This is a genomic window from Halolamina sediminis (assembly GCF_001282785.1).
GTDB classification, from domain to species: domain Archaea; phylum Halobacteriota; class Halobacteria; order Halobacteriales; family Haloferacaceae; genus Halolamina; species Halolamina sediminis.
The window spans coordinates 1,383,282-1,409,668 of record NZ_CVUA01000001.1 but is presented as its reverse complement, the minus strand read 5'-3'; the positions used below and the strand labels follow the sequence as shown (position 1 = coordinate 1,409,668).

Sequence of the window (26,387 nt, the reverse complement as noted above, 5' to 3'; positions counted from 1 at the left end):
TCGGAGACGCTGATAGGCCGGTACTACGATCAGTTTTATCACTACTCGACCGAACGGGCTTCCCGAGAACCGATGCCCGCTATCGAAACACACCAGCTCTCCAAGCGGTACGGCGACGTGACGGCGGTCGACAGGGTCGACCTCACCGTCGAGGACGGCGAGATATTCGGCTTCCTGGGCCACAACGGCGCCGGGAAGTCGACCGTGATCAACATGCTGCTCGACTTCGCGCGCCCCACTGAGGGCAGCGTCGAAGTGTTCGGGATGGATGCCCGCGACCAGAGCGTTGCCGTCCGGGAACGGATGGGCGTACTCCCGGAGGGGTACGACGTGTACGACCGGCTGACCGGCCGCCAGCACCTCCAGTTCGCAGCTGAGTCGAAGGGGGTCGAGATCGAACCAATGGCCGTCGCCGAGCGCGTCGGTATCCGCGACGCTGCCGACCGAAAGGCCGGGGGGTACTCGAAAGGGATGGCCCAACGGCTCGTGCTCGGGATGGCGCTGGTCGGGGATCCCGACCTGCTCATCCTCGACGAGCCCACGTCGGGGCTCGACCCCGGCGGCGCCCGGCGGATGCGCGAGATCATCCACGAGGAGAACGAGCGCGGCGCGACCGTCTTCTTCTCCAGCCACATCCTCGAGCAGATCGAGGCGGTCTGTGACCGCGTCGGCATCATGCACGAGGGGCGGCTTCAGGCGGTCGACACGATCGACGCGCTGCGTGAGTCCGCCGCCGGCGGCACGAAGCTCCGCATCACCGTCGACGACCCGAGCGAGAGCTACCTCGACACGATCGAGGCGGTCGAGGGCGTCGACACGGCGTGGATCGAGGACGAGGCGTTCGCGGTCACCTGCCCCGACGACGTGAAGATGGACGTGCTGGTCGCGCTCGACGGCGCCGGCGTCGACGTGCTCGACTTCTCGACGGAGGAGCCGTCGCTCGAGGACCTGTTCGTCGAGTACACCGCGGAGGGGGGGCAGTGAGTTGGACCGTCGTCGCCCGGAAGGAGCTCCGGGACGTATGGGGCGCCCGACGGACGCGCTGGCTGCTCGGGACAGTCGCGTTCCTGTTCGTCGCCGGCGGCTACGCGGTCCCGATGCTCGGCCCGGAGACGCCGACGAGCGCCGACTTCGCGTCGTTCGTGGTCGGTGCGGCCGCGCTGGTCGTGGCACTGGTCGGCCTGCTGCTCGGGCATCGAACGATCGTCGGCGAGCGCGCCTCGGGGGAGCTGGCGCTGCTGCTCTCGCTGCCGTACGACCGGCTGGACGTGGTGATCGGGAAGTTCCTCGCACGGTGGGCGGCGCTCGGCGCCGCCGTTGCCGTCGGCGTCCTCGGCGGAGCCGCGCTGACGAACTACCCGTTCGGCAGCCTCGAAGTCGGCACCGTCGCCGCCTACCTGCTCGGGACGCTGCTGTACGGCGCCGCCTTCGTCGGAATCGGGCTGGCCATCTCGACGGCGACCACGTCGACGGCCGTCGCCAGCAGCGCCGCGTTCGGCGTGTTCGTCCTGTTCGTCGCGGTCTGGTCGCAGCTCCGGGGGGTGTTCACCGCCGCGCTCGACTCCCTCGGCCTCGCGAACGGGACGATGCCGGACTGGGCGCTGTTCCTCTACGGCGCGGAGCCAGGAATGCTGTACCGCCGGCTCGTGAACGGCTTCTTCGCGGGCGTCGAGCAGGGGCCGTATCTCGGTCCGGACGCGCCGTGGTATCTCGGCGAGTGGGTCGCGGCCGGCCTGCTCGTCATCTGGGCGCTCGGCCCCGCGGCGCTCGGCTACCTGCGGTTCCGTTCCACCGACCTATGATCCGGAGCAGTCAGACTGTCGACGACACGGAGGGGTGCCGATGAGTTGGCGCTCGGTCGCTCGGAACGACCTCCGGGGCGCGTTCGCGGCGCGGGGAGTGTGGGTGCTGACCGCCGGATTGCTCGCGCTATTTGCGGGGTTGGGCTACGCCGTCCCGCGGCTTGCCGGGTCGCCCGAAGCGCCGTTCTCGGCGTACCTCGACGTGTTCGTGTCGGTCGCCGTCCCGCTGTTCCCGCTCGTCGGGCTGGTGCTGGGCTACCGTGCGGTCGTCGCCGCCCGGGAGTCGGGCACCGCCGCGCTGGCGCTCTCGCTGCCGAACTCCCGGCGCGATCTGGTAGCCGGGAAACTCCTCGCCCGCGCGGTGGCGCTGACGGGCGCGCTCGCTGTCGCGGGCGTGGCCGCCGGCGGCTACCTGTTCCTCAGCTACGGCGACTTCGCGGCCGGCGAGTACCTGCTCGTGCTGCTGGCGACGCTGCTGTACACGCTCGCCTTCCTCGGGGTCGCGGTCGGCCTCTCGACGGGGTTGGCGAGTCCGCGCCGCGTGATCGGCGCCGCGTTCGGGACGTACGTGCTGCTGGCGATGCTCTGGGGGTCGCTGGTTGACGCCGTAGTGATCGTGCTGTTCCGGTTCCAACCGCCGATGGCGCAGCCGACCTGGGTCGAGTTCGCGCAGTTCGTCGAACCGGGAACGAGCCTGAACTACCTCCTCGCGGCCGAACTCGGCGTCGGAACGGCGCCGCCGGCGGCCGTCGTCGGGACCGAACCGTTCGTCTCGACGGCGGGGGCGCTGACGGCGCTGCTCGCGTGGCTCGGGCTCCCGGTACTACTCGGCTTCGTCCGGTTCCAGCGGAGCGAACTCTGAGTCGGAAATTCAGACTCGCTCGAACCGGTGCCGGACGATCTCGCTGTCGTCGTCCCACTCGAACTCGTCGTGGGAGCGCCGAAGCATCTCCTTGTACTGTTCCAGATCACGGGCGCCCTCGGCGCGGGCGTCCTCGTCAGTCATGTCGCCGAGCGTCCGGTCGGTCACGTCGACGATCTCGAACGTCGTGCCGTCGATCTCGAAGCGATCCCCTTCCTCGGCGTAGGCCTGCCCGCGGTGGATCTGTGTCACGTCGCCGTCGAGGGCCTGTTCGCGCATCCGCTCGCTCGGGAGCAGCGTGTCGGCGTGTGCCTCGCTCATAGTGGAATACCGGGCCGGACGAGGTAAATAGCTCCGGGCGGCGGCACGCGCGGTGGGAAGGCGTCGATGGCGGTGGCGGCGTCGAGTCCGCGTCGCCGCGGGCGCGGGACATATCCCCCTCCAGCGCCTCTCTCCGGTATGAGCGAAACGTTCGAGAAACCGCACCGACTCGACACCGGCGATGAACTCGACGAACTGGTCGCCGAACACGACGTGGTCCTCGTCGACTTCTACACCAAGGGCTGTACGCTCTGTCAGTCGATCGAGCCCGTCGTGGGCAACGTCGCCCGTGCGACCGACGCGACTGTCGCGATGCTGAACCCCCAGACCGATCTGGATCTCGTCGACGAGTACGGGATCAAGAGCGTCCCGACGCTGCTGCTGTTCGAGGACGGCGAAGTCGTCGGCCGGATGGCTAGCGGCTTCGATGGAACCGAGTCGATCGTCGAGTTCGTGACCGAGAACAGCAGCGCCGAGCGCCGGTGAACGACCGGATCCACCGCGGGATTCATGCCCACGGATCACGAACGTCGACCGTGAACGAACCGTCGATCGCGACCGGAACCGAGGTGACCGACAGCCATTCCGACTGATCGCGCGGTCGTCGCCAAGCGCGTCGACGAAGGCGAGGCGGACCTCGAAGAGATAAGCGAGCTCACCCGCTCGGCGGGGTACGAGGTCGTCGGCGAGCTGACCCAGCGCCGGACGCAGGACGCCGCCTACCACTTCGGCGAGGGGAAAGTCGACGAGCTCGCTGCGCTCGTGCGAGAGACCGGCGCCGACACTGTCGTCGTCGACAACGAGATGGGGCCGTTCCAGACGTACAATGTCGGGGGGAAGCTGCCCGAGGGCGTCGACGTGCTGGACCGGTTCACCCTGATCCTCGAACTGTTCGGCCAGCGCGCCCAGACGCGGAAGGCCCAGCTACAGGTCGAGCTCGCGGAGCTACGCTACGAGCTCCCACGGGCCGAGGCCAAAGCCAGCCTCGCCAAACGCGACGAGCGACCGGGGTTCATGGGGCTGGGGGAGTACGACGAGTCCCGCGAGCAGGACATCAAGAACCAGATCGCCCGGATCTCCGAGGAGCTCGACCAGATCGCCGAGAAGGAGGAGAAACGGCGGGCCCAGCGCCGCGATCAGGGGTTCGACCTCGTCGCGCTGGCGGGGTACACCAACGCCGGGAAGTCGACGCTGCTGCGCCGACTCGCGAGCGAACTCGACGTCGACGAGAACGAGGAACAGCACCCGGACCTCGACTCCACCGCGGAGTCGGAGGATCGACTGTTCACCACGCTCGGCACCACGACGCGGAAGGCCGATACGGGCACGCGGGAGGTGCTGCTGACCGACACGGTCGGGTTCGTCTCGGACCTCCCCCACTGGCTGGTGGAGTCGTTCAAGTCGACGCTGGACTCGGTGTACTACGCCGACCTCGTGCTGCTAGTCGTCGACGCCGCCGAGCCTGTCGAGGAGATGCGTCAGAAGCTGGTGACCTCCCACGACACGCTCTCGGACCGCAACGAGGCGCCGATCGTCACGGTGTTCAACAAGGCCGACAAGCTCTCGGAGCCGGAGATCGAGCGCCGCGAGCGCGCGCTCTCGGGGCTGGCGCCCAACCCCATCGTCGTCTCGGGGAAGACCGGCGAGAACGTCGACCGCCTGCGCGAGCGCGTCGAGCGCGAGCTGCCCGACTGGGAGCAGGAGCGACTGCTGCTCCCAGTGACCGACGAGGCGATGAGCGTCGTCTCGTGGATCCACGACAACGGGAACGTTCAGGAGGAGTCCTACGGCGACCAGCAGGTCGTGATCGAGTTCGAGGCGCCACCGGAAGTGGTGTCGAAGGCGCGCTCGAAGGCAGCGGAGTTGGAGTCAGTCGCGGTCGACGCCGAGGCTGGTGGGGCCTGAGTTTTCGAGTTCCGTTATGGATCTCTCGGTCGATTCTGTGAGTTAGTGGTCGATCTTGCAGACAGCGACCGCGGCAGTATCTCCTTCGTTGGCCACTGAGACAGCGACGGCATCTCGACGCTAGACCACTTGCGGCCGCAGTGCGCCGGGCACGAGGCCCGGCGCAGCGCCGAGTCCCCACCCCTCCCCCCGCCGGCGCCACGTTGGCGCCGGCGAGGCGTCCACCGCCACCGCACCGCGGCCGCGGTGGCGCGAAGCGCACGCGGCCCTGTGCCGCGTGTCAGCGCGAGGGACGACTGACCGAACGGATGTGAGGGAAGGAGTCGGCTGGGGAGGCGTGTGGGCTGTGCGGGGCGGTGCGGTCACAAGTGGTCTACGATCGAGACGCTGTTACCGATCTATCAGCCAACAATCGAACCACGAACCACCTGACCACCAACCGAACCGTCCTCAGAGCTCCCGCTTCTCCTTGCTCACGACCTCGACGCCCGAAATCTCCGTCCCCGGGTAGCCACTGGCCTCGACCGACTCTCCCTCGTCGACGACCTCCTTCTCGGCGGCTTTCACCATGTCCCAGACGACGCCGAGCCCCGTCGTCACGCCCTGGATCGCCTCCATCTCGCAGCCGGTCTTCCCGGTCGTCTCGACCGCCACCTCCAGTTCGATTCGGTCGTCGCCGACCGAGAACTCCGTGTCGACGTTCGTGATCGGGATCTGGTGGCACATCGGGATCGTCTCCCACGTGTGCTTGACGGCCTGAATCGCGCCGATGCGGGCGGTCGCGAGCACGTCGCCCTTCCCGATCTCGTCGGCGCGGACGGCGTCGACCGTCGACTCGGTGAGCCGGATCTCTCCCCGCGTGACCGCGCGCCGGCCGGTGTCGGGCTTCTCGCCCACGTCGACCATCTGCACGTCGCCGTCGTCGGTGGTGTGGGTCAGTTCGCCGTCCGGTGTGACGCCGGCCACGTCGTCGTTCTCAGTCATCGTCGCCCCCTTCGAGCGCCGCCGGGATGGTCTCTTGGAGTTCGGTCGCGCGCAGGCCATCGCCTCGATCGAGCAGTTCGGCGGCACGGCCGTTGACGTAACTGCCGACGCAGGCCGCCTCGAACGGCGCGGCGCGGGAGAGCAGCGCGGCGACGATGCCCGCCAGCGTGTCGCCGGTGCCGCCGACGGTCATCCCGGGCGTGCCGGCCCGACAGCGCCGCACCGTCTCGCCGTCGGTGATCACGTCCACCACGCCTTTCGCGAGGATCGTGTGGCCGAGATCGGCCGCGAGCTCGCGGATCTCGTCGGCGTGGGCCACGAGGTCGTCCGCCTCGGGGCCATCCAGCTCCGCCAGTTCGGAGCGGTTCGGGGTGAGCACCAGCGCCGCATCGGTGTCGACTTCGGGCACGAGCGGGAGCGCGTCGGCGTCGACGACCGCGGTGCCCGAGAACTCGGCGAGGAACTGCCGGGCGGCGTCCTCGGTCTCGGGATGTCGACCGAGCCCCGGGCCGAGAATCACCGTGTCGTCGTGGCGCTCTGCCGTGTCGACGAGTTCCGGGACGTGTTCCGGTGCGAGGTGGTCCGTGGTCGAGTTCTCACCGTCGTCGCCGTAGGGCTGGACGATCAGGTCCTCGGAGTAGCCCGCGATCGGGGCGAACACCGATTCCGGGCAGGCGACGAACGCGAGATCCGCGCCGGCCGACAGCGACGCGCCGGCGGCGAGGGCGGGCGCGCCGGTGTAGGGGCCGCCGCCGATCACGAACGTCTGGCCGCTGTCGCCCTTGCGGCTGCCGCCCGCGCCGAGCACCGCCACGTCGCCCGGCCCGACCACTTCCTCGGCGGCCGCGGGGATGCCAATGTCCGCGACGGTCACGTCGGCGTGCTCGGCGAGCCCCGGCTTCAGGTCGTGGAACGTGACGACGTGCTCGGCCTCGACGACCCCGACCGGCGTCGCGGCCGTGTCCGCGTCCACGCCCGAAGGGACGTCCACCGCGAGGACCGGCGCCGCGCTGTCGTTGATCGCGTGGGCCGCGCTGGCTTCCGGCTCCCGGAGCTCGCCCGTGATCCCCGTCCCGAGCATCGCGTCGACGAGCAGGTCCGGGTCGTCGAGGTCGAACGCGTGGGAGTCGGTCACGATCTCGGCATCGATTTCGGCGGCTTCGAGCGCCTCCCAGTTCGCTCGGGCGATCTCGGTCGTGATGCTCTCGGGGCGACCCAGCAACTTCACCTCGACATCGCGGTCGTCGAGGAAGCGCGCGGCGACGAGCGCGTCGCCGCCGTTGTTCCCCCGGCCACAGACCAGCGTCACCGAGTCGCCCCGGGCCGTCAGTTCCCGGACCCGCCGGGCGACCGCGTTGCCCGAGGACTCCATCAACGCCCGGAGCGGCACGCCCAGCGCCGCGGCGTTGCGGTCGACCGCGGCCATGCGCCTGCTCGTGATCATGCCGATAGCTTCGGTGTCGGCCGGATTAAGGGTGGTGGGCCACGCCGGAACCAATACCCGGCCGGCCCTCCGAGCCCACCTGTGCAGGAGTACCCGCCCATCCCTACCGTCGGCGACGAGGCCGCCCCCGAGTTCGCGGGCCACCTCTGGCTGCTGGAGGCGGTCGAGGGGTCGCTCCTCCGGTTCCAGCTCCGGACGTCGGGTGCGATCCGTTTCGGCGGCCAGCAGCACGTCTACCACGACGACGATGCGATCCCGCGACAGTGTCGGCGCGCGGTCCGGCACGTCCGGGAGCGGCTGAACCGCGCGGCGCTCCGGCGCGCCGTCGACGACGCGAGCAGCCTCACCTTCGTCGGCTGGGCGACCCACCGCGAGCGGATCGACTACGACTGGGGGCGGCTGCCGCCGTTTCTCGGCATCGACGTGTTCGACGCCGACGCCGACGCGTTCCGCCCGCCGGACGACGCCGAAGCCATCTTCGACCGACTCGGGCTCGATCCCTCCAACGCGGTCGAACGCGAACGCCACAGCCGCGACTTCGACCCCGATAGCTACCGGATCCCGGCCTCGGCGTGGTACGACGGCTCCGCTGCTGGCGTCCTAATTTGTGACAAGCGTGACGGCCGTGCACTGCTCAAAAATTCCGAAATTCCCACACCGCCCGAGAATCCGATAGAGTCCGAGAACGCCGACTCGCTGGCGGCCGCGGTGGCCACGGATCGCCGGTTCGAGCGCGTCGCGACGCGGCTCCGTGAGCGCGGGCAGGCACCGACCGTCGACGCGCTTCGCGATCGACTACTGGAGGACGTCTATCGCGAGGAGCACGGCCGCCTGTTCGGCGGCGAAAGAGCGATCGACGAGTCGGCGTTGCGAACGGCCGTCGCGAGGCGTGCCCAGCGGTTCCTTGGCGGATAGCCCTCACTCGGCGTCCCACGCGGCGGCAGTCGGCCCCGTCGTGGTTACGAGGCCCTCGATCTCCTCGGGCGAGAGCGTGACGTCGTAGAGCCGTGCGTCGTACAGTCGGCCGTCGTACGTCGGCTCGTGGACGCCGGTGTCCCTGTCGCGGTAGTGGTACCCCAGCGCTGCTCCGATCTCGGCGATGTGGAGCGGATAGTCGTCCTCGGTCTCGTCGACGAGCTCACCGTCGAGGTACAGCCGGGCGCGGGACTCGTCGTAGGTGTAGGCGACGTGCTGCCAGCGCCCCGTGTCGAGCCTGTCGACAGGGACCGCGGTGTACGCGCGGCTCTCCTCGCGGTCGGGATCGTACACCATTCCGTGGAGCTCCCCGCGCCGGAGCGCGATCGCGACGTAGTCCCACTTGAGGAGTATCTGCCAGCCGCCGTCGGGGTCGTTCGGCTGTATCCAGAACGACACCGTACACGCCCCCTCGGCACCGAAGGCGGGGGTTCGGAGCTTCCCGCCGTCGACGGCGTAGCCACCGGCGAGGAGGCCCTCGGTCCGCTCCTCGACACCCCCTTCAGCGATCGCCGACACCCCGCCGAACGGCGGCGTCACGTCACCGACGCCCGTGAACCCCAGGTCCGCGTCGAGCGCCCGGATGCGCGCCGACCGGTCGGTCGCGCCGTCGCGGAGCGTGTCGACCCGCTCGTCGGCCCACGCTGCCCCATCCCCGTGGTTCCGGAGCACGCCGTGGAGCCGGCCGTCGTCGTACGTGAGCAGGAACGCCTCGCGGTCGTCGCCGGCGCGGCAGACCACGAGTCCGTACTCCGGCACCGGGCCGACGGCGACGCGGCCGGCCCCCGCGAGCACGACCCCGCGGAGCCAGCCCGGGAACGTCGACGCCAGCGTGTCGAACAGCGACTCCGAGAACACGAGGTCGAGATTGGCGTCGACGTTGGCCCGCGTGTACAGCGTCTCCAACTGCTCCGGCCGAGCGATCTGGGGGAACACGCCTCGGACCTCGTCGGCGTTGCGGATCGCCGAGCCGAGCTCCGCGAGGAGCCGGACCACGTCGTCGTCGGCCGCCAGCGAGACGTCGGCGTTCCGGAGGAACGTCACGTCGACCTCGGACTCCTTCCACAGCGGCGTCAGCGCCGGCGCGGCTGCCGCGATGGCGTTGGCGTCGCGCTCGTACGCCCGGGACTGTTCGAGCGCCAACACGCCCGCGAGCGTGGCCTCGTACCCGCCGTCGACCGCCCGCACCAGCCCGCGGTCGAGCAGCTCCTCGGTCGCGCGGTCGATCGTCGAACGGGATGCGGCGACGCGATCAAGCAGATCACGCTTGTCCAGGGGGCCGTCCCGCAGGTAGTCGAGTAGCGTCGCCCGCCGCCGCGCGGTGTCGAGGATCGTCGTCATGTGGAAACCGAACGACACCAAGCGGGAACCGGAGGAGTATAAGCGCGTTGACGATGGCTCACGGCGTGACGAACTCCGTCGCCCCGTGAACTATCCCGCCGGAAGCGCCGACGATCGGCTGAGGCCACGGCCGGAGTCGCTCTACTGGCGGACCCGACGGACCAGTCACGGAGCGTGACACGGGGCGGTCCGCGTCCGTGGCCGAGTTCCGTTCCTGACCTCGTCGAAATCGCCCACCAGCACGACGCTCAGACCTCGATGACGGGGTTCACGAGCTCCCCGATCCCCTCGATGTCGATGCGGACCGTGTCGCCGGGACTGAGGGTGAACTCGTCCTCGGGGACGAGCGAAGTGCCGGTGAGCAGCACGCCCAGCTCCGGCACCGCGTTGTGGGCCCGCCAGCAGTCGGCGAGCTCCTCGCAGCTCCGGGCCATCTCCGCGGTCGAGGTGGCGTCGTCGTAGACGGTCTCGCCGTCGCGCTCGATGCGCATCGACATCCCGAGGTCGTGGGGATCCGGGACGCTGTCGGCGCCCACGACACAGGGGCCGATCGAACAGCAGCGGTCGTACACTTTCGCCTGCGGGAGGTAGAGTGGGTTCGCCCCCTCGATCTCGCGGCTGCTCACGTCGTTGCCGACGGTGTAGCCGACGATCTCGCCATCGTACAGTACGAGCCCCAGTTCGGGCTCGGGGACGTTCCAGTCGGAGTCGCCGCGGACGCCGATGGCGCCGCCGGGGCCGACCGTCCGGCTCGGCGTGGCCTTGAAGAAGATCTCGGGGCGCTCGGCGTCGTACACGTCGAGGTACACGTCGGCCATCCCGCTCTCCTCTTCGCGGGCCTGCTCGCTGATCTCGTAGGTGACGCCGGCGGCCCACACCTCCCCGGGCGCGACGGGGCGTTCGAGCTCGACGACGGAGAACTCGACGACAGGCGCCTCGGCGAACAGCTCGGCGGCCAGCGCGTCGACGCCGCTGTTCGCGACGTCTCCGGCCGCGGCGAGATCGCGGAACGATCCCAGCCGGGGTTTGATCGCCGTCAGATCCCGAGCCTCGCCGTCGGCGACGGCGAGGAGGTGGGCATCGCCGTCGCGCTCGTGGCGGTAGTAGCGCATGCGGGGACTGCGGCGCGTGGGGGGCATAAATCTCCGGGGGTGGGCCGCAGCGTAAAGGGTTATCCGCCGACCGCTACAACGGACGGGTATGGCGAGCAGATCGAATCTCATCGACGGCGAGTGGATCGACGCCGAGAGCGGCGACACGTTCGATACACACGACCCCGCCAACCCGGACGAGGTCGTCGGCACCTACCCCAAGTCCAGCGCGGCGGACGCCGAACGCGCGGTCGAGGCCGCAGCCGCGGCAACCGACGAGTGGAGCAACACGCCCGCCCCGAAACGGGGACGGATCCTCTCGCGGGCGAGCGGGATTCTGGCCGACAAGAAGGATGAACTGACCGAACTGCTGGTCCGCGAGGAGGGGAAGACCGAGGCCGAGGCCGGCGGCGAGGTCCAGCGCGCCATCGACATCTTCGACTACTACGGCTCGAAGGCCCGCGACATCGGCGGCGAGGTGAAAAGCGCCAGCGGCGGCGACACGGTGCTTCGAACCAAACAGGAGCCGGTCGGCGTCGCCGGCCTGATCACGCCGTGGAACTACCCGATCGCGATCCCGGCGTGGAAGATCGCGCCCGCGCTGGCGGCCGGCACGACAGCGGTGATCAAGCCCGCGACGCTCGCGCCCGGCCCGACCCACGAGATCGCCGCGGCGCTCGACGAGGCCGGCCTCCCCGACGGCGCGCTCAACGTCGTCACCGGGCCCGGCAGCGAGGTCGGCGACGTGGTCGCCGGCCACGAGGCCGTCGACGCCGTCTCATTCACCGGCAGCGCCGCAGTTGGCGACATTGTCTACGACACCGCGACCGAGGACGGCAAGCGCGTCCAATTGGAGATGGGCGGGAAAAACCCCACCGTCGTCTCGGACTCGGCTGACGTGGAGAAGGCCGCCAAGATCGTCTCTTGGGGCGCCTTCGGCGTGACGGGACAGGCCTGTACCGCCTGCTCGCGGGCGATCGTCTACGAGGACGTGTACGACGAGTTCGTCGACGCGATCGTCGAGCAGGCCGAGGGGATCAAGCCCGGCAACGGGCTCGAAGGCGGCGACATGGGCCCGCAGGTCAGCATGGACGAGCTCGAAAGCACGCTCGAGTACGTCGAGGTCGGGCAGGAGGAAGGTGCGAGCCTCGAGACCGGCGGCGACGCGCTCGACCGCAAGGGGTACTTCGTCGAGCCGACGGTGTTCGCCGACGTCGACAACGACAGCCGACTCGCCCAGGAGGAGATCTTCGGGCCGGTGCTGTCGGTGATCCCCGTGAGCGGCTACGACGAAGCGCTCGCGGCCGCCAACGACGTGGAGTACGGGCTCTCGGCGGGCATCGTCACGAACGATCACACCGAGGCCAACAGCTTCGTCGACGACATCGATGCCGGCGTGGTGAAAGTCAATCAGCAGACGACCGGCGTCGAACTCCACGTCCCCTTCGGCGGGATGAAGGCCTCCTCCAGCGAGACGTTCCGCGAGCAGGGCGAGGCCGGGCTCGACTTCTACACCATCTCGAAGACGGTGTACGACAGCTACTGAACCCGCGGCCTCCTGCAGCTTTCGCTGTCACAACGGCTTTTTTTTTCGTTCCCGGCGAGACTGGCGTCCATGGATATCGAGACGCTCGCCGAGTCGTTCGACCGGCGGGATTGGCAGGAACTGGAGGCGACCGACGACCCCGTTCGCTTCGCGATGGTCGGCGTCGGCTGGTGGACCCGCGAGCAGGCGATGCCCGCGGTCGCGAACGCCGAACTGTGTGAGACGACCGTCCTCGTCAGCGGCGACCCAGAGAAGGCCGCCGACGTGGCGGCCGACGTCGAGACCGTCGAGCACGCGATCAGCTACGACGCGTTCCACGACGGGGAAGCGAGCGACGCCTACGACGCGGTGTACGTCGTGACACCGAACGCCCTTCACCTGCCCTTCGTCGAGACGGCCGCCGAACTCCACAAGGCGATCCTCTGTGAGAAGCCGATGGAGGCGACGATCGAGCGCGCTGAACGGATGGTCGAGGTCGTCGAGGAGAACGACGCGACGCTGATGATCGCCTACCGGATGCAGACCGAGCCCGCAGTCCGGCGGGCGAAGGAGTTCGTCGACGACGGCCTCATCGGCGAACCGATCTTCGTCAACGGGAACATGACCGAGCCGATCCTCGATCTCGTCCCCGACCCCGACCAGTGGCGGCTGGACGGCGAGCTCTCCGGCGGCTGTGCGGTGATGGACATCGGGCTCTACCCGCTGAACACCGCGCGATACCTGCTCGGCGCCGACCCCGAGCGCGTTCGCGGCACCGTCGCGTCCGTGACCCCCGAGTTCGACGACGTGCCGGACGAGCACGCCGCGTTCCAACTCGACTTCCCGGGCCACACGTTCGCGGTCTGTACCGCCAGCCAGAACGCCCACATGGCGAGCCACATCGAGGTGCTGGGCACCGAGGGGCGGGTCCGGATCGAGCCGGCGTTCTACCCCTGGGACGACCGCGCGCTCACGATCGAGCGCGGCGACACCAGCTTCGACGTCGCGTTCGAGCAGGCCGACCAGATGGAGGAGGAGTTCGAGTACTTCTCGCACTGCGTGCTGACCGGCGAGGACCCTCACCCGGACGGCGAGCACGGGCTGGCCGATATTCGGGCGATCAAGGCGGTGTACGAGGCCAGCGAGACGGGCGAAACTGTGGAGCTCTGAGTCGCGTCGGCGACCGCAGGTCAGTTGGCTGTTCCCCTGCGGCGCCAACGCTTTGCCCTCCCCCGCCGAACCACGCGGCCATGGTTCACTCGACGTGGGGCGACTGGTTCGTACGCGAGGAGGTCGAGGCGGCCGATCCCGGCGACGGCGTCGTCGGCTGGTACCTCGGCTGTAACGGGTTCGTGCTGCGCTCGGCGTCGACGACGATCTACGTCGACCCGTACTTCGGCGACGGCGACCCGCCGAACATCGTCCGCATGATTCCCGTCCCGATCGACCCCACCGACGCCACTGACTGCGACGCCGTCCTCGTCAGCCACGAACACATCGACCACATGCACCCGCCGTCGTACGGCCCACTGGTGAACGACCTCGGCGCCGACCTCTACGCGCCCGCGGCGTCCTACGAGTCGCCGGACTACGACGCCGACCTCGACGCTCCGGAGGATCGTCGAAACGTGATCGCCGCGGGCGAGACGTTCGACGTCGGCGACTTCACCGTCCACGTCCGCGGGGCGAACGATCCCGACGCGATCGAGCCCGTGAGCTACGTCGTCGAACACGAGTCGGGGACGTTCGTCCACGCCGGCGACAGCCGGCCCGCACCCGACGCGTTCCCCGAGATCGCCGCGGAGTTCGACGTCTCCGTCGGCGCGCTGGCGTTCGGTTCCGTCGGGGAGATCTACAAGCACGATCTCGGCCGCGGGGAGCGAACGCGGTGGTACATGGACGAAAATCAGGTGATCGAGGCCGCGAACCAACTCGAACTCGACCGGCTGCTCCCGACCCACCACGACATGTGGCAGGGCGTCGGTGCCGATCCAAAAGTGCTCCACGAACACGCCGCCTCGTTCCCCTACCCGCGAGTGCTGGAAGTGCCCCACGTCGGCTGCTCGTTCCGGCTCGACGAGCCGGGGATCCGGCGGATGGGGGCGCTGGACGGGTAGCCCGCCGCCGAATCCGCCTTGGGGGGATTTTTACGCGGTGGCCGCGCAGTAGGCGGGCATGGCACCCACGATCACGAAGATCGAGAGCCGGGAGTTCGAGTACCCATTGGAGGACGTGGGGACCGACGAGCACGGCTTCAACCTCGTCTACGAGCCGGGCGAGACGACCTACCGCAAGCTGTTCGGCGTGAAGATCCACACCGACGAGGGGATCACCGGCGAGTACGTCGGGGGAAACTCCCCGGCGGCCGCACAGTACAACATCATCGCGAAGTACCTGATCGGGAAGAACCCCCTCGAACGCGAGAAACACTGGTCGGAGATCAAACGGGCGCTCCGGAAGTACGACCGGATGGGGATGGGCCCGATCGACATCGCGCTGTGGGACTTCGCGGGCAAGTACTACGACGCGCCGATCCACGAACTGCTGGGCACTTACCGCACCGAGATCCCCGCCTACGCGTCGACGTACCACGGCGACGACGCCGGCGGGCTCGACTCGCCGGAGGCGTTCGCCGACTTCGCCGAGGAGTGTCGCGATCAGGGCTTTGGCGGCTTCAAGATCCACGGCTGGGGCGGCGGCGACTCCTCCCGCGATCTCGATCGGGAGGTCGAAGCGGTCCACGCGGTCGGCGAGGCCGTCGGCGACGAGATGGACCTGATGCACGACCCCGCCTGCGAGCTGGAGACGTTCGCCGACGCGCTCGAACTCGGGAAGGCCTGCGACGAGCAGGGCTTCTTCTGGTACGAGGACCCGTTCCGCGACGGCGGCATCTCCCAGCACGCCCACCGGAAGCTCTCCCAGAAGCTGGATACGCCGATCCTCCAGACCGAGCACGTCCGCGGGCTCGAACTCAAGTCCGACTTCGCCGCCAACGACGCGACGGACTTCCTCCGCGCGGACCCCGAGTACGATGCCGGAATCACGGGCGCAATCAAGGTCGCCCGCGTCGCGGAGGCGTTCGGGCTCGACATCGAGTTCCACGCGCCCGGGCCGGCACAGCGCCACTGCATTGCCGCCTGCCGTAACTCCAACTACTACGAGATGGCGCTGGTCCACCCGGACTGTCAGAACACCCAGCCGCCGGTGTACGAGGGGGGTTACTCCGACATGATGGAGGCCGTCGAGGGCGGGACCGTCTCCGTCCCCGAGGGCCCCGGACTCGGCGTCGACTACGACTGGGAGTACATCGAGGAGAACACGACCGGACAGGTCCACACCTACGAGTAGCGGCGACGGCGGTTTCCGGGAATCGCCGACGGATATATCGTCCGTTAGGTACAAATCAGAGTGCATGAGCTCCGAGAAAGTCATCGACCTGCTGCGCAAGGCGTACGGCGACGAGATGGAGACGGTGATGAACTACCAGACCAACGCCATCGTGCTCGACGGCGTCCGTGCCGAGGAGATCAAGGAGAGCCTCAAGACGGACATCCAGGAGGAGCTGACCCACGCCGAGCAGTTGGGCAACCGCCTCAAACAGCTCGACGCCCGGCCGCCGAGCTCGGCGGAGTTCGTCGCCCGGCAGGACTCCCTCCAGCCGCCGGAGGACTCTACCGACGTGCTCTCGGTGATCCGGGGGGTGCTCGACGCCGAGGAGGGCGCCATCGACACCTACCGCGCGCTCATCGACGCCGCTGAGGCCGCGGACGACCCGGTGACGGAGGACCTCGCGGTCACGATCCTCGCCGACGAGGAGGCCCACCGCACCGAGTTCCGCGGCTTCGAGAAGGAGTACCAGCAGGACTGACAGGGGGAAGCGGCGCGCGCGTCACCACTTTCGTTTTTCACTCGACGGAGACCTGTGGATCGAGGTAGCCGTACACCACGTCCTGCAGGAAGCTCCCGCCGATCCCGAGGAAGACGATCACCAACGTCGACCAGGTGATCAGGGACATGTCGCCCTGATCGACCGCGACCAGGCTCGCCCGTGCCAGCCCGTCGATCGGCAGGATCTCTTCGATCACGTAGATGTTCAACACGAGCACCGCGAGCAGTTCGCTGAGCGACAGCGAGACGATCGGCAGCGCCGCGTTCCGGAGCACGTGCTTGACCAGCGTGAGCCGGGAGATGCCTTTCGCCCGCAGCATCTTCACGAACTCCCGGCCCGTCTGGTCGAGTACCGCCGAGCGGCTGAACCGGAGCTGCCCGGCCAGCAGGCTCGCCGCGACCGCGCCGGCGGCGATCACCTGCGGGTGGACGTACGGTCCGGCGCCGGCGGTCGGGCCGGCCCGGACTGGCGAGACGACCGCGAGGAGGTACGTAATCACCATGAACACGGGGATGCCGAGCAGCGCGTACGTGCTCAACCGGGCGGTCCAGTCGACGGCGCCCTCCTTCTCGAACGCCGCCAGCACGCCCAGCGGTACCCCGAGCGCCACGGCGACGACGACGCCGGGGACGACGTACTCCAGTGTGGTCACCACGCGCCCGTCGAGCACGGCCGCGACCGACTGGTCGTACGCGATCGACTGCCCCCACTCCAGCGTCGTGAGGTCGACGAACCAGTCGGCGTAGTGTTCGTAGAGCGGTCGATCCAGCCCGCGCCGGGCGAGAAACTCCTTCCGGAACTGCTCGATCTGCCAGTCCTGTGCGCCGTTGTACCGCATGAGCGCCAGCTGCTTCTGGAGGATCAGTCGCGCCTGAAGCACCGTGAACCCGAACATCACGGACGCGGCGGCGTACACCGAGAACACGGCAAACGCGAACCGACGGAGGAGGTAGCTGACGTAGCTCACGGGGACCACCCGACCACGGGTCGTTCGTCCGAGGTCATCGGCATCATCTGCAGCAGAAAGTCGTATAAACTTTCCTGTGACTTCCGGAGCGAAGGGGAGCCCCGACGAGTCCGGATCGTCGCCGCTCCGGTGGCCCGGGACGACGTCGCCACGGAATGTTCACTCGACGGAGACCTGTGGATCGAGGCAGCCGTACAGCACGTCCTGCAGGAAACTGCCAGCGATCCCGAGGAACACGATCACCAGCGTCGACCAGGTGATCAGGGACATGTCGCCCTGATCGACCGCGACCAGGCTCGCCCGTGCCAGCCCGTCGATCGGCAGGATCTCTTCGATCACGTAGATGTTTAACACGAGCACCGCGAGCAGTTCGCTGAGCGACAGCGAGACGATCGGCAGCGCCGCGTTCCGGAGTACGTGCCGGACCACTCTGGCCCGAGGGACGCCTTTCGCTCGGAGCATCTTCACGAACTCCCGACCCGTCTGGTCGAGCACGGCCGCCCGGCTGAACCGAAGCTGCCCGGCGAGTAGGCTCGCCGCGACGGCGACGGCAGCGATCACCTGCGGATGGATGGGCAGCCTGCCGCCGCCTACCTGGGAGACGCCGGCGAGGAGGTACGTGATCAGCATAAACACGGGGACGCCGAGTAGCGCGTACGTGCTCAGCCGGGTGCTCCAGTCGACGGTTTCGTTCTTCGCGAACGCCGCCAGCACCCCCAGCGGGACCCCGAGGACGACGGCGATCACGACCCCCGGCACCACGTACTCCAGGGTGGTCACGACGCGCCCGCCGAGCACGGCCGCGACCGGCTGGTCGTACGCGATCGACTGGCCCCACTCCAACGTCGTGAGGTCGACCAGCCAGTCGAGGTAGCGCTCGGACAGCGGCTGGTCCAGCCTACGCTGGGCGATGTACGACTCCCGGAACCGTTCGATCTCCTGTTCGGTGGTGTCCGAACCCCCCCATTGCATGAACGCGAGCTGTTGGCGGAAGAGCAGCCGTATCTGGAGGACGGTGAACCCGAACATCACCGTCGCTGCCGCGTACACCGAGAACACGGCGAACGCGAACCGACGGAGGAGGTAGCTGACGAAGCTCACGGGGACCACCCGACCACGGGACGATCGACCGCGGACATCAGTTCCATCACCAACATAAAATCTTATAAAGTTTCCTGATGGTTTCCAGAACCGCGAACAGCGATGCCCTCCAAGGACTTCGAGTCGGCAGCGTTCACCGAGGTGAATTGGGACGTACGCGACCGTGGAATCACGGTCCGGAAGCGGACGCTCGGGCTGATCGCCGCCTTCCTGCTGCTCGGCGCGCTGTACGCGTACGACGCGATCGTCGCGCCCGACGAGCTGGTCGCGGCCCTGAACTGGGACGTGACGCGTGCGGACTGGCTCCTGCTCGTCGCCAGCGTGTTCTTCGCGCGCTACGGGCTGTTCCCGCTGGCGGCCGACCCACCCCGGACCCGGCGGCTGCTCGGCCGCCTCCGCTCGCACCCGATCGGGCTGGCCGCGATCCTCGCTCTCGGCGTACTCACGGCGATCGGGCTGCTCGGGCCGGGGCTGTTCTTCGACACTGGCTACCCCAAGCTCAAGTATCGCCTCCAGCCGCCGGTGTACACCAGCGTCTTCGTCGGCGACGTCCACTACTACAACTGCGTCGGGCAGGTGACCGACGGCTACTGTCACGGGACCTGGCGCTACCCGTTGGGGACGAACCGCTACGGCGAGAACGTCCTCGAACTGCTCGTCTACGGGATCCGTGTCGCGCTGCAGGTTAGCCTCCCGACGGTCGTGCTCATCGGCGTCGTCGGCACGGTCGTCGGCGCGCTCGCGGGCTACTACGGCGGCTGGGTCGACGACGCGTTGATGCGCTACGTCGACATCCAGCAGACGGTGCCGGCGATCGTCGTCTACATCCTGCTCGCGACGTTCTTCCTCGGGGAGTACTCCGGCGTCACCGACGGCGGCCTGTTCGCCTTTGTCGGCGTGTTCGGGCTGCTCAACTGGGGTGGCGTCGCACGCGTCGTCAGGAGCGACGCCCTCCAGCAGCGGTCCGCGGGCTACGTCCGGGCGGCGCGGGCGACGGGCGCGAGCGACCTACGGATCCTGCGGGACCGCATCGTCCCGAACGCCAGAGGGACGATCGTCACCGAACTCAGCCGTCGGGTGCCGCTGCTCGTCCTCGCACAGGTCGCGCTCGCGTACCTCAGCCTCAGCCGGATCGCCTCACAGTCGCTCGGCCGAGTGATCCGTGTCGGGCTACAGCCCGAGGTGATGCCGTGGCACCAGAAATGGTGGGTGACGACGTTCGCGGTCGCGCTGCTGGCGTTCGCCGTCGCCGCGTTCAACGTCTCCGGGGACAGCCTCCGCGACGCGCTCGACACGCGGCAGGGGGGGAGCTCGTGAGCGACCCGCTGCTCTCGGTGCGCGACCTCCGCACCGAGTTCGACACCGACGCCGGGGTGGTGCGGGCCGTCGACGGCGCCTCCTTCGACGTCGAGGCCGGCGAGACCGTCTGTCTCGTCGGCGAGTCCGGCTCCGGGAAGACCGTCGCCTGCGAGTCGATCACGCGGCTGATCCCGACGGACACGGGGGCGATCACCGGCGGCGAGGTCCGGTTCGACGGCGAGGACCTGACCGACCTCTCGGCGTCGGCGCTGACGGAGTACCGTGGCAACCGGATCGCCCACGTGTTCCAGAACCCCCAGGGCGCGCTCGACGACGTGTACACCGTCGGCGAGCAGGTCGTCGAGACCGTCCGCGCCCACCGCGACCTCGACAAAGCGGCGGCACGGGAGGCGGCGATCGACCTGCTCGATCGGGTCGGGATCCCCGACGCCGCCGACCGGGTCGACGACTATCCTCACTCCTTCAGCGGGGGTATGAAACAGCGCGTCGTCCTCGCGATCGCGCTCGCGGGCGACCCCGACCTGCTAATCGCCGACGAGCCCACGACCGCGCTCGACGTGACGATTCAGGCCCAGATCCTCCGGCTGCTCGGCGAGATCCAGGCGGAACGCGGGATGGGGCTGCTGTTCGTGACTCACGACCTCGGCGTCGTCGCGGAGATCGCCGACCGCGTGGTCGTGATGTACGCGGGGAAGGTGATGGAGACCGGCGACGTGTACGAGCTGTTCGAGAACCCCGCCCACCCCTACACCCGGGCGCTACTCGACTGTCTCCCGGGCCACGGGGAAGCGTTCGACACGATCGACGGCCTCACGCCGGACCCGACCGACCCGCCGGACGGCTGTCGGTTCCACCCGCGCTGTGACCACGCGGTCGAGGACTGTCGCGCCGGCGAGCAGCCGGCGTTCGAGCCCGTCGGCGACGACCACGACGCCGCCTGCGTGCTGTACGGCGACGACCACCAGCCACCACTGTCGTTCCCCGACAAACACGATGACTGACGAACCCCTCCTCTCGGTGCGTGATCTGGAGAAACACTACCCGGTCCGGAGCGGCCTGCTGCGGCGGGTCACCGACCACGTGAAGGCCGTCGACGGGATCTCCTTCGACGTCGAGGCCGGCGAAGTAGTCGGGCTCGTCGGCGAGTCCGGCTGCGGGAAGTCCACCGCGGCGACGACCCTGCTCCACCTCGAAGAGCCGACGGGCGGGGAGGTCCGGTTCCAGGGGGCGACGGTGGCCGACCAGTCCCGGAGCGAGCGCAAAGCGTTCCGCCGGAACGCACAGGTCGTGTTTCAGGACCCCGACTCCGCGTTCGACCCGCAGGCGACCGTCGGCGAGTCGATCGCCGACCCGCTCGCGACCCACGGCCTGCGCGACGAGCAGCGTCAGTGGGAGATCGTCGCCGACGTGCTCGAACGGATCGGACTCTCGGCCGACGACGCCGACCGCTACCCCCACGAGTTCTCCGGCGGGCAGAAACAGCGCATCGCGCTGGCCCGCGCGCTCGTGCTCGACCCGGACCTGCTGGTCGCCGACGAGCCCGTCAGCGCGCTCGACGTGAGCATCCAAGCGGACATCCTCTCGCTGCTCGCGGACCTCCGGGACGAGCTCGGTCTGGGGATCCTCCTGATCAGCCACGATCTGGACGTGGTTCGCCAGATCTGTGACCGCGTCGCGGTGATGTACCTCGGCGAGATCGTCGAGATCGGGCCGACGGAGGCGCTGTTCGAGAACCCCCAGCACCCCTACACCGAGGGGCTGCTCGCCGCGATCCCGGACACGGACCCGCGGAACCGCGGCGGGACAGTCGAACTTCGCGGCGACGTGCCCGACCCGATCGACCCGCCGTCGGGCTGTTCCTTCCATCCGCGCTGCCCGCAGGTGATACCGCCCGAGGAGTACGAGTTCGCCGACGGCGAGTACCGAACGGTGCTCGACTTCCGGCTCGCGCTCCGGGAGGACGATATCGACACGGCACGCCACGACACCGCAACGGCGCTCCGCGAGGCGTACGAGATTCCCGAGACGCTCACGGACGACGACGCCGAGACGCTCCTCGACGGCGCGATCGAGGACGTGCTCGGCGGCGATCGGGAGCGTGCGCTCGATCGGCTCGGGGGGTTCGCGACGCCGTGTGAGCGCGACGATCCGGCGCTGGGATCGACGAACGAGCGCCAGTCGGCCGCCTGCCTCCGGCACACGCGATGAGTTTCCGGGGTGCGTAAGTTTACCACTGAACGGTCCGTACTGGGAAACGCTATGACGAGCGTCGAAATCGAGTACTGCGTCCCGTGTGGACACCGCGATCGAGCACAGGATCTGCAAGCGGCGATCCTCGAAGAGTACGGGCTGCAAGTCGACCGCGTGTCGCTGGTCACCGGCGACGGCGGCGTGTTCGAAGTTCGTGTCGACGGCGACGGGATCTTCGACATCGACGAGGACGAGTACGACGCAGACGCGATCGTCGAGGGCGTCGGCGCGTACGTGAACTGATTGGCGGCGACGGGCGTTTCGAGCGGGGATCGGCGTCTCTTCTTCAGTCGAGCAGGGCGTCCACGTCGGCGTGGGCGTGGAGCAGCTCCTGCATCCGCTCGACGGTCGCTTCGTCCCGCACGCGGCCGCCGTGGATCAGGGACTCGATCCGCTCGATCGTCGTGATCGTGTCCGTCTGGACGGTCAACACCGGCATCCCCTGCTCTTCGGCCTCGCCGAGTATCGCGCCGGACGGCCGGTGGCCCCCCGTGAGCACGAGACAGTTGACGCCGGGGGCGTCCAGCGCCGCGGCTTGGACGTCCGCCCGGTCGCCCCCGGTGATGACGGCGGCGTCCTTCGTGCGCCGGAAGTGGCTGAGCGCGCTCTCCCCGCTCATCGCCCCGACGAGCACGCGCTCGACGAGAGCACTCGTGTCCGCGTCGGTGAGCGACTCCGCGCCGAGTTCGTTCGTGAGGTCTGCCACCGAGACGCCGGCCATCGAGCGTTCCCAGGGCAGGACACCCAGCACGGGGATGCCGCGCGATTCGAGGAACGGAACTACGTCGGTTTCCACCTCGTCGTACGCGGCGCTGGAGACGGCGTTGAACACGATGCCGAGGCAGCGGTCGCCGAGACCGTTGGCCGCCGTGAGGATGCGGTCGACGTCGCCCGGTTCCTCATAGCGGGCGACCAGCACCGCGCGGGCGTCGAGCAGCGCCGCGATGTCGGCGTCCGTGAGGTCGACGGTCGCCCCCGTATCGGGGTCGCCGGCGCCCTCGACGACCATCACGTCTTTCCCCTCGGCGAGCCCCGCGTACGCGTCCTGCACGCGGTCACGGAGCGCCGGGACGTCCTCCTCGCCGCGGATCGCGCCGGAGATGAACGTCGGGGAGTAGACGACAGGCTCCATCTCGTGCATCTCGGCGTCCAGATCCAGCAGCTCCCGGGCGAGCATCGGGTCGGCGTCGATCGTCTTCCCGACGTTGCTCTGGAGACGGGTCCCCTTCGGTTTCATGTAGCCGACCGCTGCGCCGCGGTCCGCGGCGAGGCGCGCGAGCGCGAGCGTGACGGCGGTCTTCCCGGTGCCTTCGTCCGTCGAGGTAACGAGTAGCGAGTTCATAGTTTCTCTGGGTCGATGGTCAGTCGTACGTCGAGGGCCTGCACGCCGTCGGCGGTCGCGAGCAGCGGGTTCACGTCGAGTTCGAGGATGGCGTCGAAGTCAGTCACGAGCTGGCTCAGGCGCTGGATGGCCTCCTCGATGGCCGCTTCGTCCGCCGAGGCACGGCCGCGTGCCCCCCGAAGCAGTGGCGCCGAGTCGAGTTCGTCGATCATCTCGCCCGCCTCGCGCCCGGAGACGGGGGCGATCCGGACGCTCGTGTCCTCCAGCACTTCCACGAAGATCCCGCCGAGGCCGAACAGCACCATCGGGCCGAACTGCGGGTCGCGATTCATCCCGAGGATCGTCTCCGTCCCCGCGTCGGTGTCTACCATCTCCTGCACTTGGACGCCGAGAACGGTCGCGTCCGGCTGGTAGTTCCGGGCGCGGGTGAGCAGCGTCTCGTACGTGTCGGCGACCTCTGACTGGGGGACCCCGACGGCCACGCCGCCGATGTCGGACTTGTGGGAGATGTCCGGGCTCACGATCTTCATCACCACGTCGCCGTCGATGCGCGAGGCGGCCGACACGGCGGCCGCCTGATTCTCGACCAGCTCGGAGTCGGGGATCGGGATGCCGTACGCCTCGAGGATTCCCATCGCTTCCACGCCGAGCCGTGTCGCGCCGCGCTCAGCCCCCTCTGCGAGGACCTCTCGGGCCCGCTCCCGGTCGACGTCGAACGACTGGGGTGCCTCGTAGCTCCGGGTTTCGACGCCCCGCTGGACGGCGAGTGCGTCCAAGCTGCTGACGGCTCGGGCCGGATCGAAGTAGTTCGGGATGCCGGCGTCGCCGAGGACGTCCGCCGCGCGGTCGGTTCGCTCTCCACCCATCAGACACGCGACGACGGGTGTGTCGTGTTCGGCCTGTCGGTCGGCGATCGCTGCGGCGAGCTCCCCGAAGTCGACGACCGCCGTGGGTGCGGAGATGACGATCGCACAGCCCACGTTGTCGTCGGCGAGCACGGTGTCGAGTGCCGTCTCGAACCGTTCGATGTCGGCGTCGCCGATCACGTCGACGGGGTTGTAGATGTTCGCCTCCTCGGGCATCGTCGCTTCGAGTTCCGAGAGCGTCCCGTCGGTGAACGACGCCATCGCGAGCTGTGAGTCGCCGACGGCGTCGGTCGCCATCACGCCGGGGCCGCCCGCGTTCGTGACGACGCCGACCTGTTCGGAGTCGGGCATCGGGAGCCCGTCGAGCGCGCGAGCGTAGTCGAACAGTTCCTGGACGTTCTCGGCGCGCACGACGCCCGCCTGCTCGAACGCCGCCTCGTAGGCCGCCTCGCTGCCGGCGATCGTCCCCGTGTGGGAGGACGCCGCGTCGGCGCCGGCCTCGGTCCGTCCGGACTTGACGACCACGACGGGCGTGTCCTGGGTCACCTCGCGGGCCGTGTCGATGAACGCGCGGCCGTCCTCGACGCCCTCGAGGTAGCCGAGGACCACGTTCGTCTCGGGGTCGTCCCGCCAGTGGGCGAGGAAGTCAGACTCGTCCAGCACGGCCTTGTTGCCCAGCGAGACGACGTCCTTGAAGCCGATGCCCTGGTCGTTAGCCCAGTCCAGTACCGCCGTGATGAACGCGCCGGACTGGCTCATGAACGACAGCGAGCCCGGAAGCGCGTTCGACGGCCCGAACGTGGCGTTGAGCCCCGGCGGCGTCGAGAGCACGCCCAGCGAGTTCGGCCCGACGAGGTTGAGGTCGTACTCCGCGGCGACGGCGCGGAGTTGCTGCTCGCGCTGTGCGCCCTCCGTCCCGGTCTCGCTGAACCCCGCCGTGATGACCACGACGTTGTGCACCCCCACCTCGCCCGCCTCGCGGACGGCGTCGACAGCTATCGGCGGCGGAACGACGACGACCGCGAGATCGACGGGGTCCGGAACGGACGCGACGTCCGGGTAGCACGGCTCCCCGAACACGGTGTCGCGGCTCGGGTTCACCGGAACGACGTCGCCCGTGAAGTCGGCGAGGTTCCGGACGATGGCGGCCCCGATCGACCCAGTACGCTCCGTCGCACCGACGACGGCGACGCGTTCGGGCGCGAACAGTCCACCGATATCGGCGTCCGAGTTCACGTCGTCTCCCTCGCGCGGACAGTGCTTAAAACCGGGGCCGGGATCTCACGTTGCGGGAGTCGGATAGCGAACCCAGCCCGAAACCCGAGCTGGTCGAACCCGACATCGCCGAGAGAGGGGCGCACTCAGTCGTTGCGGCCGACCAACAGGAACGTCTCCGGCCGCTCCGCCTCGAACTCGATTTCGAACCCGTGCTGGCGCAGTGCATCCCCAGCCTCGGCGGCCGAGAACCGCTCGTCGAGGGGTGGGCCGTGGGCACCGGTTCCGGCGGCCGCCCAGTCGACGACGACGAGCGTCCCACCGGGTTCGAGCACGCGCGAGAGCTCGCGCAGCGCCCGTTCGCTCGCGAACTCGTGGTAGGTCATCGTCGAGAACGCGGCGTCGAGGCTATCGGTGTCGAAGGGGAGGTCGTCGACGCCGCTGGTCACGAGGTCGACGTTCTCGGGGACGCCTTTCTCCCGGTAGTAGTCGTGCATCGCCTCCTGGATGTCGACGGCAGAGACGCGGTCGACGGCCGGCGCGACGTCGTCGGTGTAGAACCCGGTCCCGCTGCCGAGATCCGCGACCGTCTCGTCGCCGTCCGGTGACAGCGCCCAGAGTAACTCCTCCGCCGAGAGGAACCGGTACCGACGCTGTGCGTCTTCGAGGTTGTCGGCGCGGTCGGCGTCGAACGTGTGATACCCCATTAGAGGTTCGCGAACGCCTCGTCGACGAGCTCGCCGGTGTCGGCGACGATGTCGGCCATCTCCTCGTCGTCGGGCGCCATCCCGATCAGCCGGCCGATGCGCATGATCGAGACGTGGTAGACGACCTGCTTGCCGGGCTCTTCCTCCCAGATGACGACGTTACAGGCCATGAGCGCACCGAGCTTGTTGTCGGTCGCGTCGAGCGCGCGGTCGGCCACCTCGGGGTTGCACGCGCCGAGCACGTAGTAGGGGTCCCGGCCCGCGTCAACCTTCTCGTTGAGCATCTCCGAGGGGGAGAACTCGACGGGGACGCCGAACCCGGCGTCCGTGAACACGTCCCGGACGTGCTCGATCGCGTCCTCGTGGCTCATCTCGAGGGTCGCCTGTTCTTCGCCGATATCCTCCGGGTCGATCTGGCTCGGGTCGATTGGGAGCGTCATTCGTGTGCTGTCTTGGGTCTTCAGGACAAAGTCTCTTCGG

General features: G+C 68.9%; 26 protein-coding genes. 15 read left to right on the top strand and 11 right to left on the bottom strand.

The genetic code is table 11. The annotated features are described in order from the left end of the window. Window positions 1-72 precede the first annotated feature (72 nt). From BN1959_RS07120 to BN1959_RS07110, 3 genes are read left to right on the top strand one after another with little or no spacing between them, the layout of a single operon-like run. Window positions 73-984: an ABC transporter ATP-binding protein gene (locus tag BN1959_RS07120; protein WP_053947999.1), complete on the top strand. Its 912-nt coding sequence runs from the start codon at window positions 73-75 to the stop codon at window positions 982-984. Continuing rightward, window positions 981-1,802 carry an ABC transporter permease gene (locus BN1959_RS07115; RefSeq protein WP_053947998.1) on the top strand — a complete coding sequence of 274 codons (822 nt, stop codon included), beginning with the start codon at window positions 981-983 and terminating at the stop codon, window positions 1,800-1,802. The genes BN1959_RS07120 and BN1959_RS07115 overlap by 4 nt, the downstream gene beginning before the upstream one ends. A 40-nt stretch (window positions 1,803-1,842) precedes the next feature. Then, window positions 1,843-2,664, top strand: a complete 822-nt coding sequence (locus tag BN1959_RS07110; protein WP_079978627.1) for an ABC transporter permease — start codon at window positions 1,843-1,845, stop codon at window positions 2,662-2,664. Window positions 2,665-2,673: 9 nt separating this feature from the next. Here BN1959_RS07110 and BN1959_RS07105 read toward each other — a convergent pair whose 3' ends face one another. Further along, entirely contained in the window at window positions 2,674-2,985 is a 312-nt protein-coding gene (locus tag BN1959_RS07105; protein WP_053947996.1) for a hypothetical protein, read from the bottom strand. A gap of 138 nt (window positions 2,986-3,123) precedes the next feature. Here BN1959_RS07105 and BN1959_RS07100 point away from each other — a divergent pair, with 138 nt between their 5' ends. Beyond that, on the top strand, window positions 3,124-3,471 hold the full coding sequence (locus BN1959_RS07100; RefSeq protein ID WP_053947995.1) for a thioredoxin family protein: 348 nt from the start codon (window positions 3,124-3,126) through the stop codon (window positions 3,469-3,471). A 96-nt stretch (window positions 3,472-3,567) separates the two neighbouring features. Continuing rightward, window positions 3,568-4,890 carry a GTPase HflX gene (gene hflX / locus BN1959_RS07095; RefSeq protein WP_053947994.1) on the top strand — a complete coding sequence of 441 codons (1,323 nt, stop codon included), beginning with the start codon at window positions 3,568-3,570 and terminating at the stop codon, window positions 4,888-4,890. A 450-nt stretch (window positions 4,891-5,340) separates the two neighbouring features. Here the strand turns inward: hflX and moaC are convergent, their stop codons facing one another. Together moaC and BN1959_RS07085 are read right to left on the bottom strand one after the other, a co-directional pair. Beyond that, the gene (moaC, locus tag BN1959_RS07090; RefSeq protein ID WP_053947993.1) at window positions 5,341-5,874 is read right to left on the bottom strand and encodes a cyclic pyranopterin monophosphate synthase MoaC; all 534 of its coding nucleotides are present in this window, start codon (window positions 5,872-5,874) and stop codon (window positions 5,341-5,343) included. Beyond that, on the bottom strand, window positions 5,867-7,318 hold the full coding sequence (locus BN1959_RS07085; protein WP_053947992.1) for a bifunctional ADP-dependent NAD(P)H-hydrate dehydratase/NAD(P)H-hydrate epimerase: 1,452 nt from the start codon (window positions 7,316-7,318) through the stop codon (window positions 5,867-5,869). The genes moaC and BN1959_RS07085 overlap by 8 nt, the downstream gene beginning before the upstream one ends. Window positions 7,319-7,399: 81 nt before the next feature. Here BN1959_RS07085 and BN1959_RS07080 point away from each other — a divergent pair, with 81 nt between their 5' ends. Continuing rightward, the gene (locus tag BN1959_RS07080) at window positions 7,400-8,233 is read left to right on the top strand and encodes a hypothetical protein (RefSeq protein WP_053947991.1); all 834 of its coding nucleotides are present in this window, start codon (window positions 7,400-7,402) and stop codon (window positions 8,231-8,233) included. Window positions 8,234-8,236: 3 nt separating this feature from the next. Here BN1959_RS07080 and BN1959_RS07075 read toward each other — a convergent pair whose 3' ends face one another. Together BN1959_RS07075 and BN1959_RS07070 are read right to left on the bottom strand one after the other, a co-directional pair. Continuing rightward, window positions 8,237-9,634, bottom strand: a complete 1,398-nt coding sequence (locus BN1959_RS07075) for a LamG domain-containing protein (RefSeq protein WP_053947990.1) — start codon at window positions 9,632-9,634, stop codon at window positions 8,237-8,239. 248 nt (window positions 9,635-9,882) lie between these two features. Then, window positions 9,883-10,746: a fumarylacetoacetate hydrolase family protein gene (locus BN1959_RS07070; RefSeq protein ID WP_053947989.1), complete on the bottom strand. Its 864-nt coding sequence runs from the start codon at window positions 10,744-10,746 to the stop codon at window positions 9,883-9,885. Between the two features lie 88 nt (window positions 10,747-10,834). On the opposite strand from BN1959_RS07070, the gene xacF reads away from it, so the two are divergent. The 5 genes from xacF to BN1959_RS07045 all read left to right on the top strand — a co-directional run bounded on the left by xacF (window position 10,835) and on the right by BN1959_RS07045 (window position 16,118). Further along, the gene (gene xacF / locus BN1959_RS07065) at window positions 10,835-12,271 is read left to right on the top strand and encodes a 2,5-dioxovalerate dehydrogenase (protein ID WP_053947988.1); all 1,437 of its coding nucleotides are present in this window, start codon (window positions 10,835-10,837) and stop codon (window positions 12,269-12,271) included. A 69-nt stretch (window positions 12,272-12,340) separates the two neighbouring features. Beyond that, window positions 12,341-13,420: a D-xylose 1-dehydrogenase Gfo6 gene (gfo6, locus tag BN1959_RS07060; protein WP_053947987.1), complete on the top strand. Its 1,080-nt coding sequence runs from the start codon at window positions 12,341-12,343 to the stop codon at window positions 13,418-13,420. An 80-nt stretch (window positions 13,421-13,500) separates the two neighbouring features. Then, window positions 13,501-14,367 carry an MBL fold metallo-hydrolase gene (locus BN1959_RS07055; RefSeq protein WP_053947986.1) on the top strand — a complete coding sequence of 289 codons (867 nt, stop codon included), beginning with the start codon at window positions 13,501-13,503 and terminating at the stop codon, window positions 14,365-14,367. 58 nt (window positions 14,368-14,425) lie between these two features. Next, a complete protein-coding gene (locus BN1959_RS07050) occupies window positions 14,426-15,598 on the top strand; it encodes a mandelate racemase family protein (protein ID WP_053947985.1) in 1,173 nt (390 codons plus the stop codon). Window positions 15,599-15,662: 64 nt separating this feature from the next. Beyond that, a complete protein-coding gene (locus BN1959_RS07045; RefSeq protein WP_053947984.1) occupies window positions 15,663-16,118 on the top strand; it encodes a ferritin-like domain-containing protein in 456 nt (151 codons plus the stop codon). 37 nt (window positions 16,119-16,155) lie between these two features. On the opposite strand, the gene BN1959_RS07040 is transcribed toward BN1959_RS07045, so the two are convergent. Both BN1959_RS07040 and BN1959_RS07035 read right to left on the bottom strand, forming a co-directional pair. Next, complete coding sequence (locus BN1959_RS07040) at window positions 16,156-17,106, bottom strand: ABC transporter permease (protein WP_154018237.1); 951 nt, start codon at window positions 17,104-17,106, stop codon at window positions 16,156-16,158. 159 nt (window positions 17,107-17,265) lie between these two features. Further along, a complete protein-coding gene (locus tag BN1959_RS07035; protein WP_154018236.1) occupies window positions 17,266-18,207 on the bottom strand; it encodes an ABC transporter permease in 942 nt (313 codons plus the stop codon). A gap of 102 nt (window positions 18,208-18,309) precedes the next feature. Here BN1959_RS07035 and BN1959_RS07030 point away from each other — a divergent pair, with 102 nt between their 5' ends. Genes BN1959_RS07030 through BN1959_RS07015 form a run of 4 tightly spaced genes read left to right on the top strand, consistent with a single transcriptional unit; the run spans window position 18,310 to window position 22,020 of the window. Further along, window positions 18,310-19,524 carry an ABC transporter permease gene (locus BN1959_RS07030; protein WP_053947981.1) on the top strand — a complete coding sequence of 405 codons (1,215 nt, stop codon included), beginning with the start codon at window positions 18,310-18,312 and terminating at the stop codon, window positions 19,522-19,524. Then, complete coding sequence (locus BN1959_RS07025; RefSeq protein ID WP_053947980.1) at window positions 19,521-20,528, top strand: ABC transporter ATP-binding protein; 1,008 nt, start codon at window positions 19,521-19,523, stop codon at window positions 20,526-20,528. The genes BN1959_RS07030 and BN1959_RS07025 overlap by 4 nt, the downstream gene beginning before the upstream one ends. Continuing rightward, window positions 20,521-21,735 carry an ABC transporter ATP-binding protein gene (locus BN1959_RS07020; RefSeq protein WP_053947979.1) on the top strand — a complete coding sequence of 405 codons (1,215 nt, stop codon included), beginning with the start codon at window positions 20,521-20,523 and terminating at the stop codon, window positions 21,733-21,735. The genes BN1959_RS07025 and BN1959_RS07020 overlap by 8 nt, the downstream gene beginning before the upstream one ends. A gap of 51 nt (window positions 21,736-21,786) precedes the next feature. Then, window positions 21,787-22,020 carry a SelT/SelW/SelH family protein gene (locus BN1959_RS07015; RefSeq protein ID WP_053947978.1) on the top strand — a complete coding sequence of 78 codons (234 nt, stop codon included), beginning with the start codon at window positions 21,787-21,789 and terminating at the stop codon, window positions 22,018-22,020. Between the two features lie 43 nt (window positions 22,021-22,063). Here BN1959_RS07015 and BN1959_RS07010 read toward each other — a convergent pair whose 3' ends face one another. The 4 genes from BN1959_RS07010 to BN1959_RS06995 form a co-directional block, all read right to left on the bottom strand. Next, complete coding sequence (locus BN1959_RS07010; RefSeq protein WP_053947977.1) at window positions 22,064-23,119, bottom strand: phosphotransacetylase family protein; 1,056 nt, start codon at window positions 23,117-23,119, stop codon at window positions 22,064-22,066. Continuing rightward, the gene (locus BN1959_RS07005; RefSeq protein WP_053947976.1) at window positions 23,116-25,221 is read right to left on the bottom strand and encodes an acetate--CoA ligase family protein; all 2,106 of its coding nucleotides are present in this window, start codon (window positions 25,219-25,221) and stop codon (window positions 23,116-23,118) included. Before BN1959_RS07005 ends, BN1959_RS07010 begins: the two co-directional genes overlap by 4 nt. Before the next feature lie 125 nt (window positions 25,222-25,346). After that, window positions 25,347-25,907 (bottom strand): class I SAM-dependent methyltransferase, encoded by a 561-nt coding sequence (locus BN1959_RS07000; RefSeq protein ID WP_053947975.1) that lies wholly within the window; start codon window positions 25,905-25,907, stop codon window positions 25,347-25,349. Beyond that, window positions 25,907-26,347 carry a DUF302 domain-containing protein gene (locus BN1959_RS06995; protein ID WP_053947974.1) on the bottom strand — a complete coding sequence of 147 codons (441 nt, stop codon included), beginning with the start codon at window positions 26,345-26,347 and terminating at the stop codon, window positions 25,907-25,909. Before BN1959_RS06995 ends, BN1959_RS07000 begins: the two co-directional genes overlap by 1 nt. Window positions 26,348-26,387 lie beyond the last annotated feature (40 nt).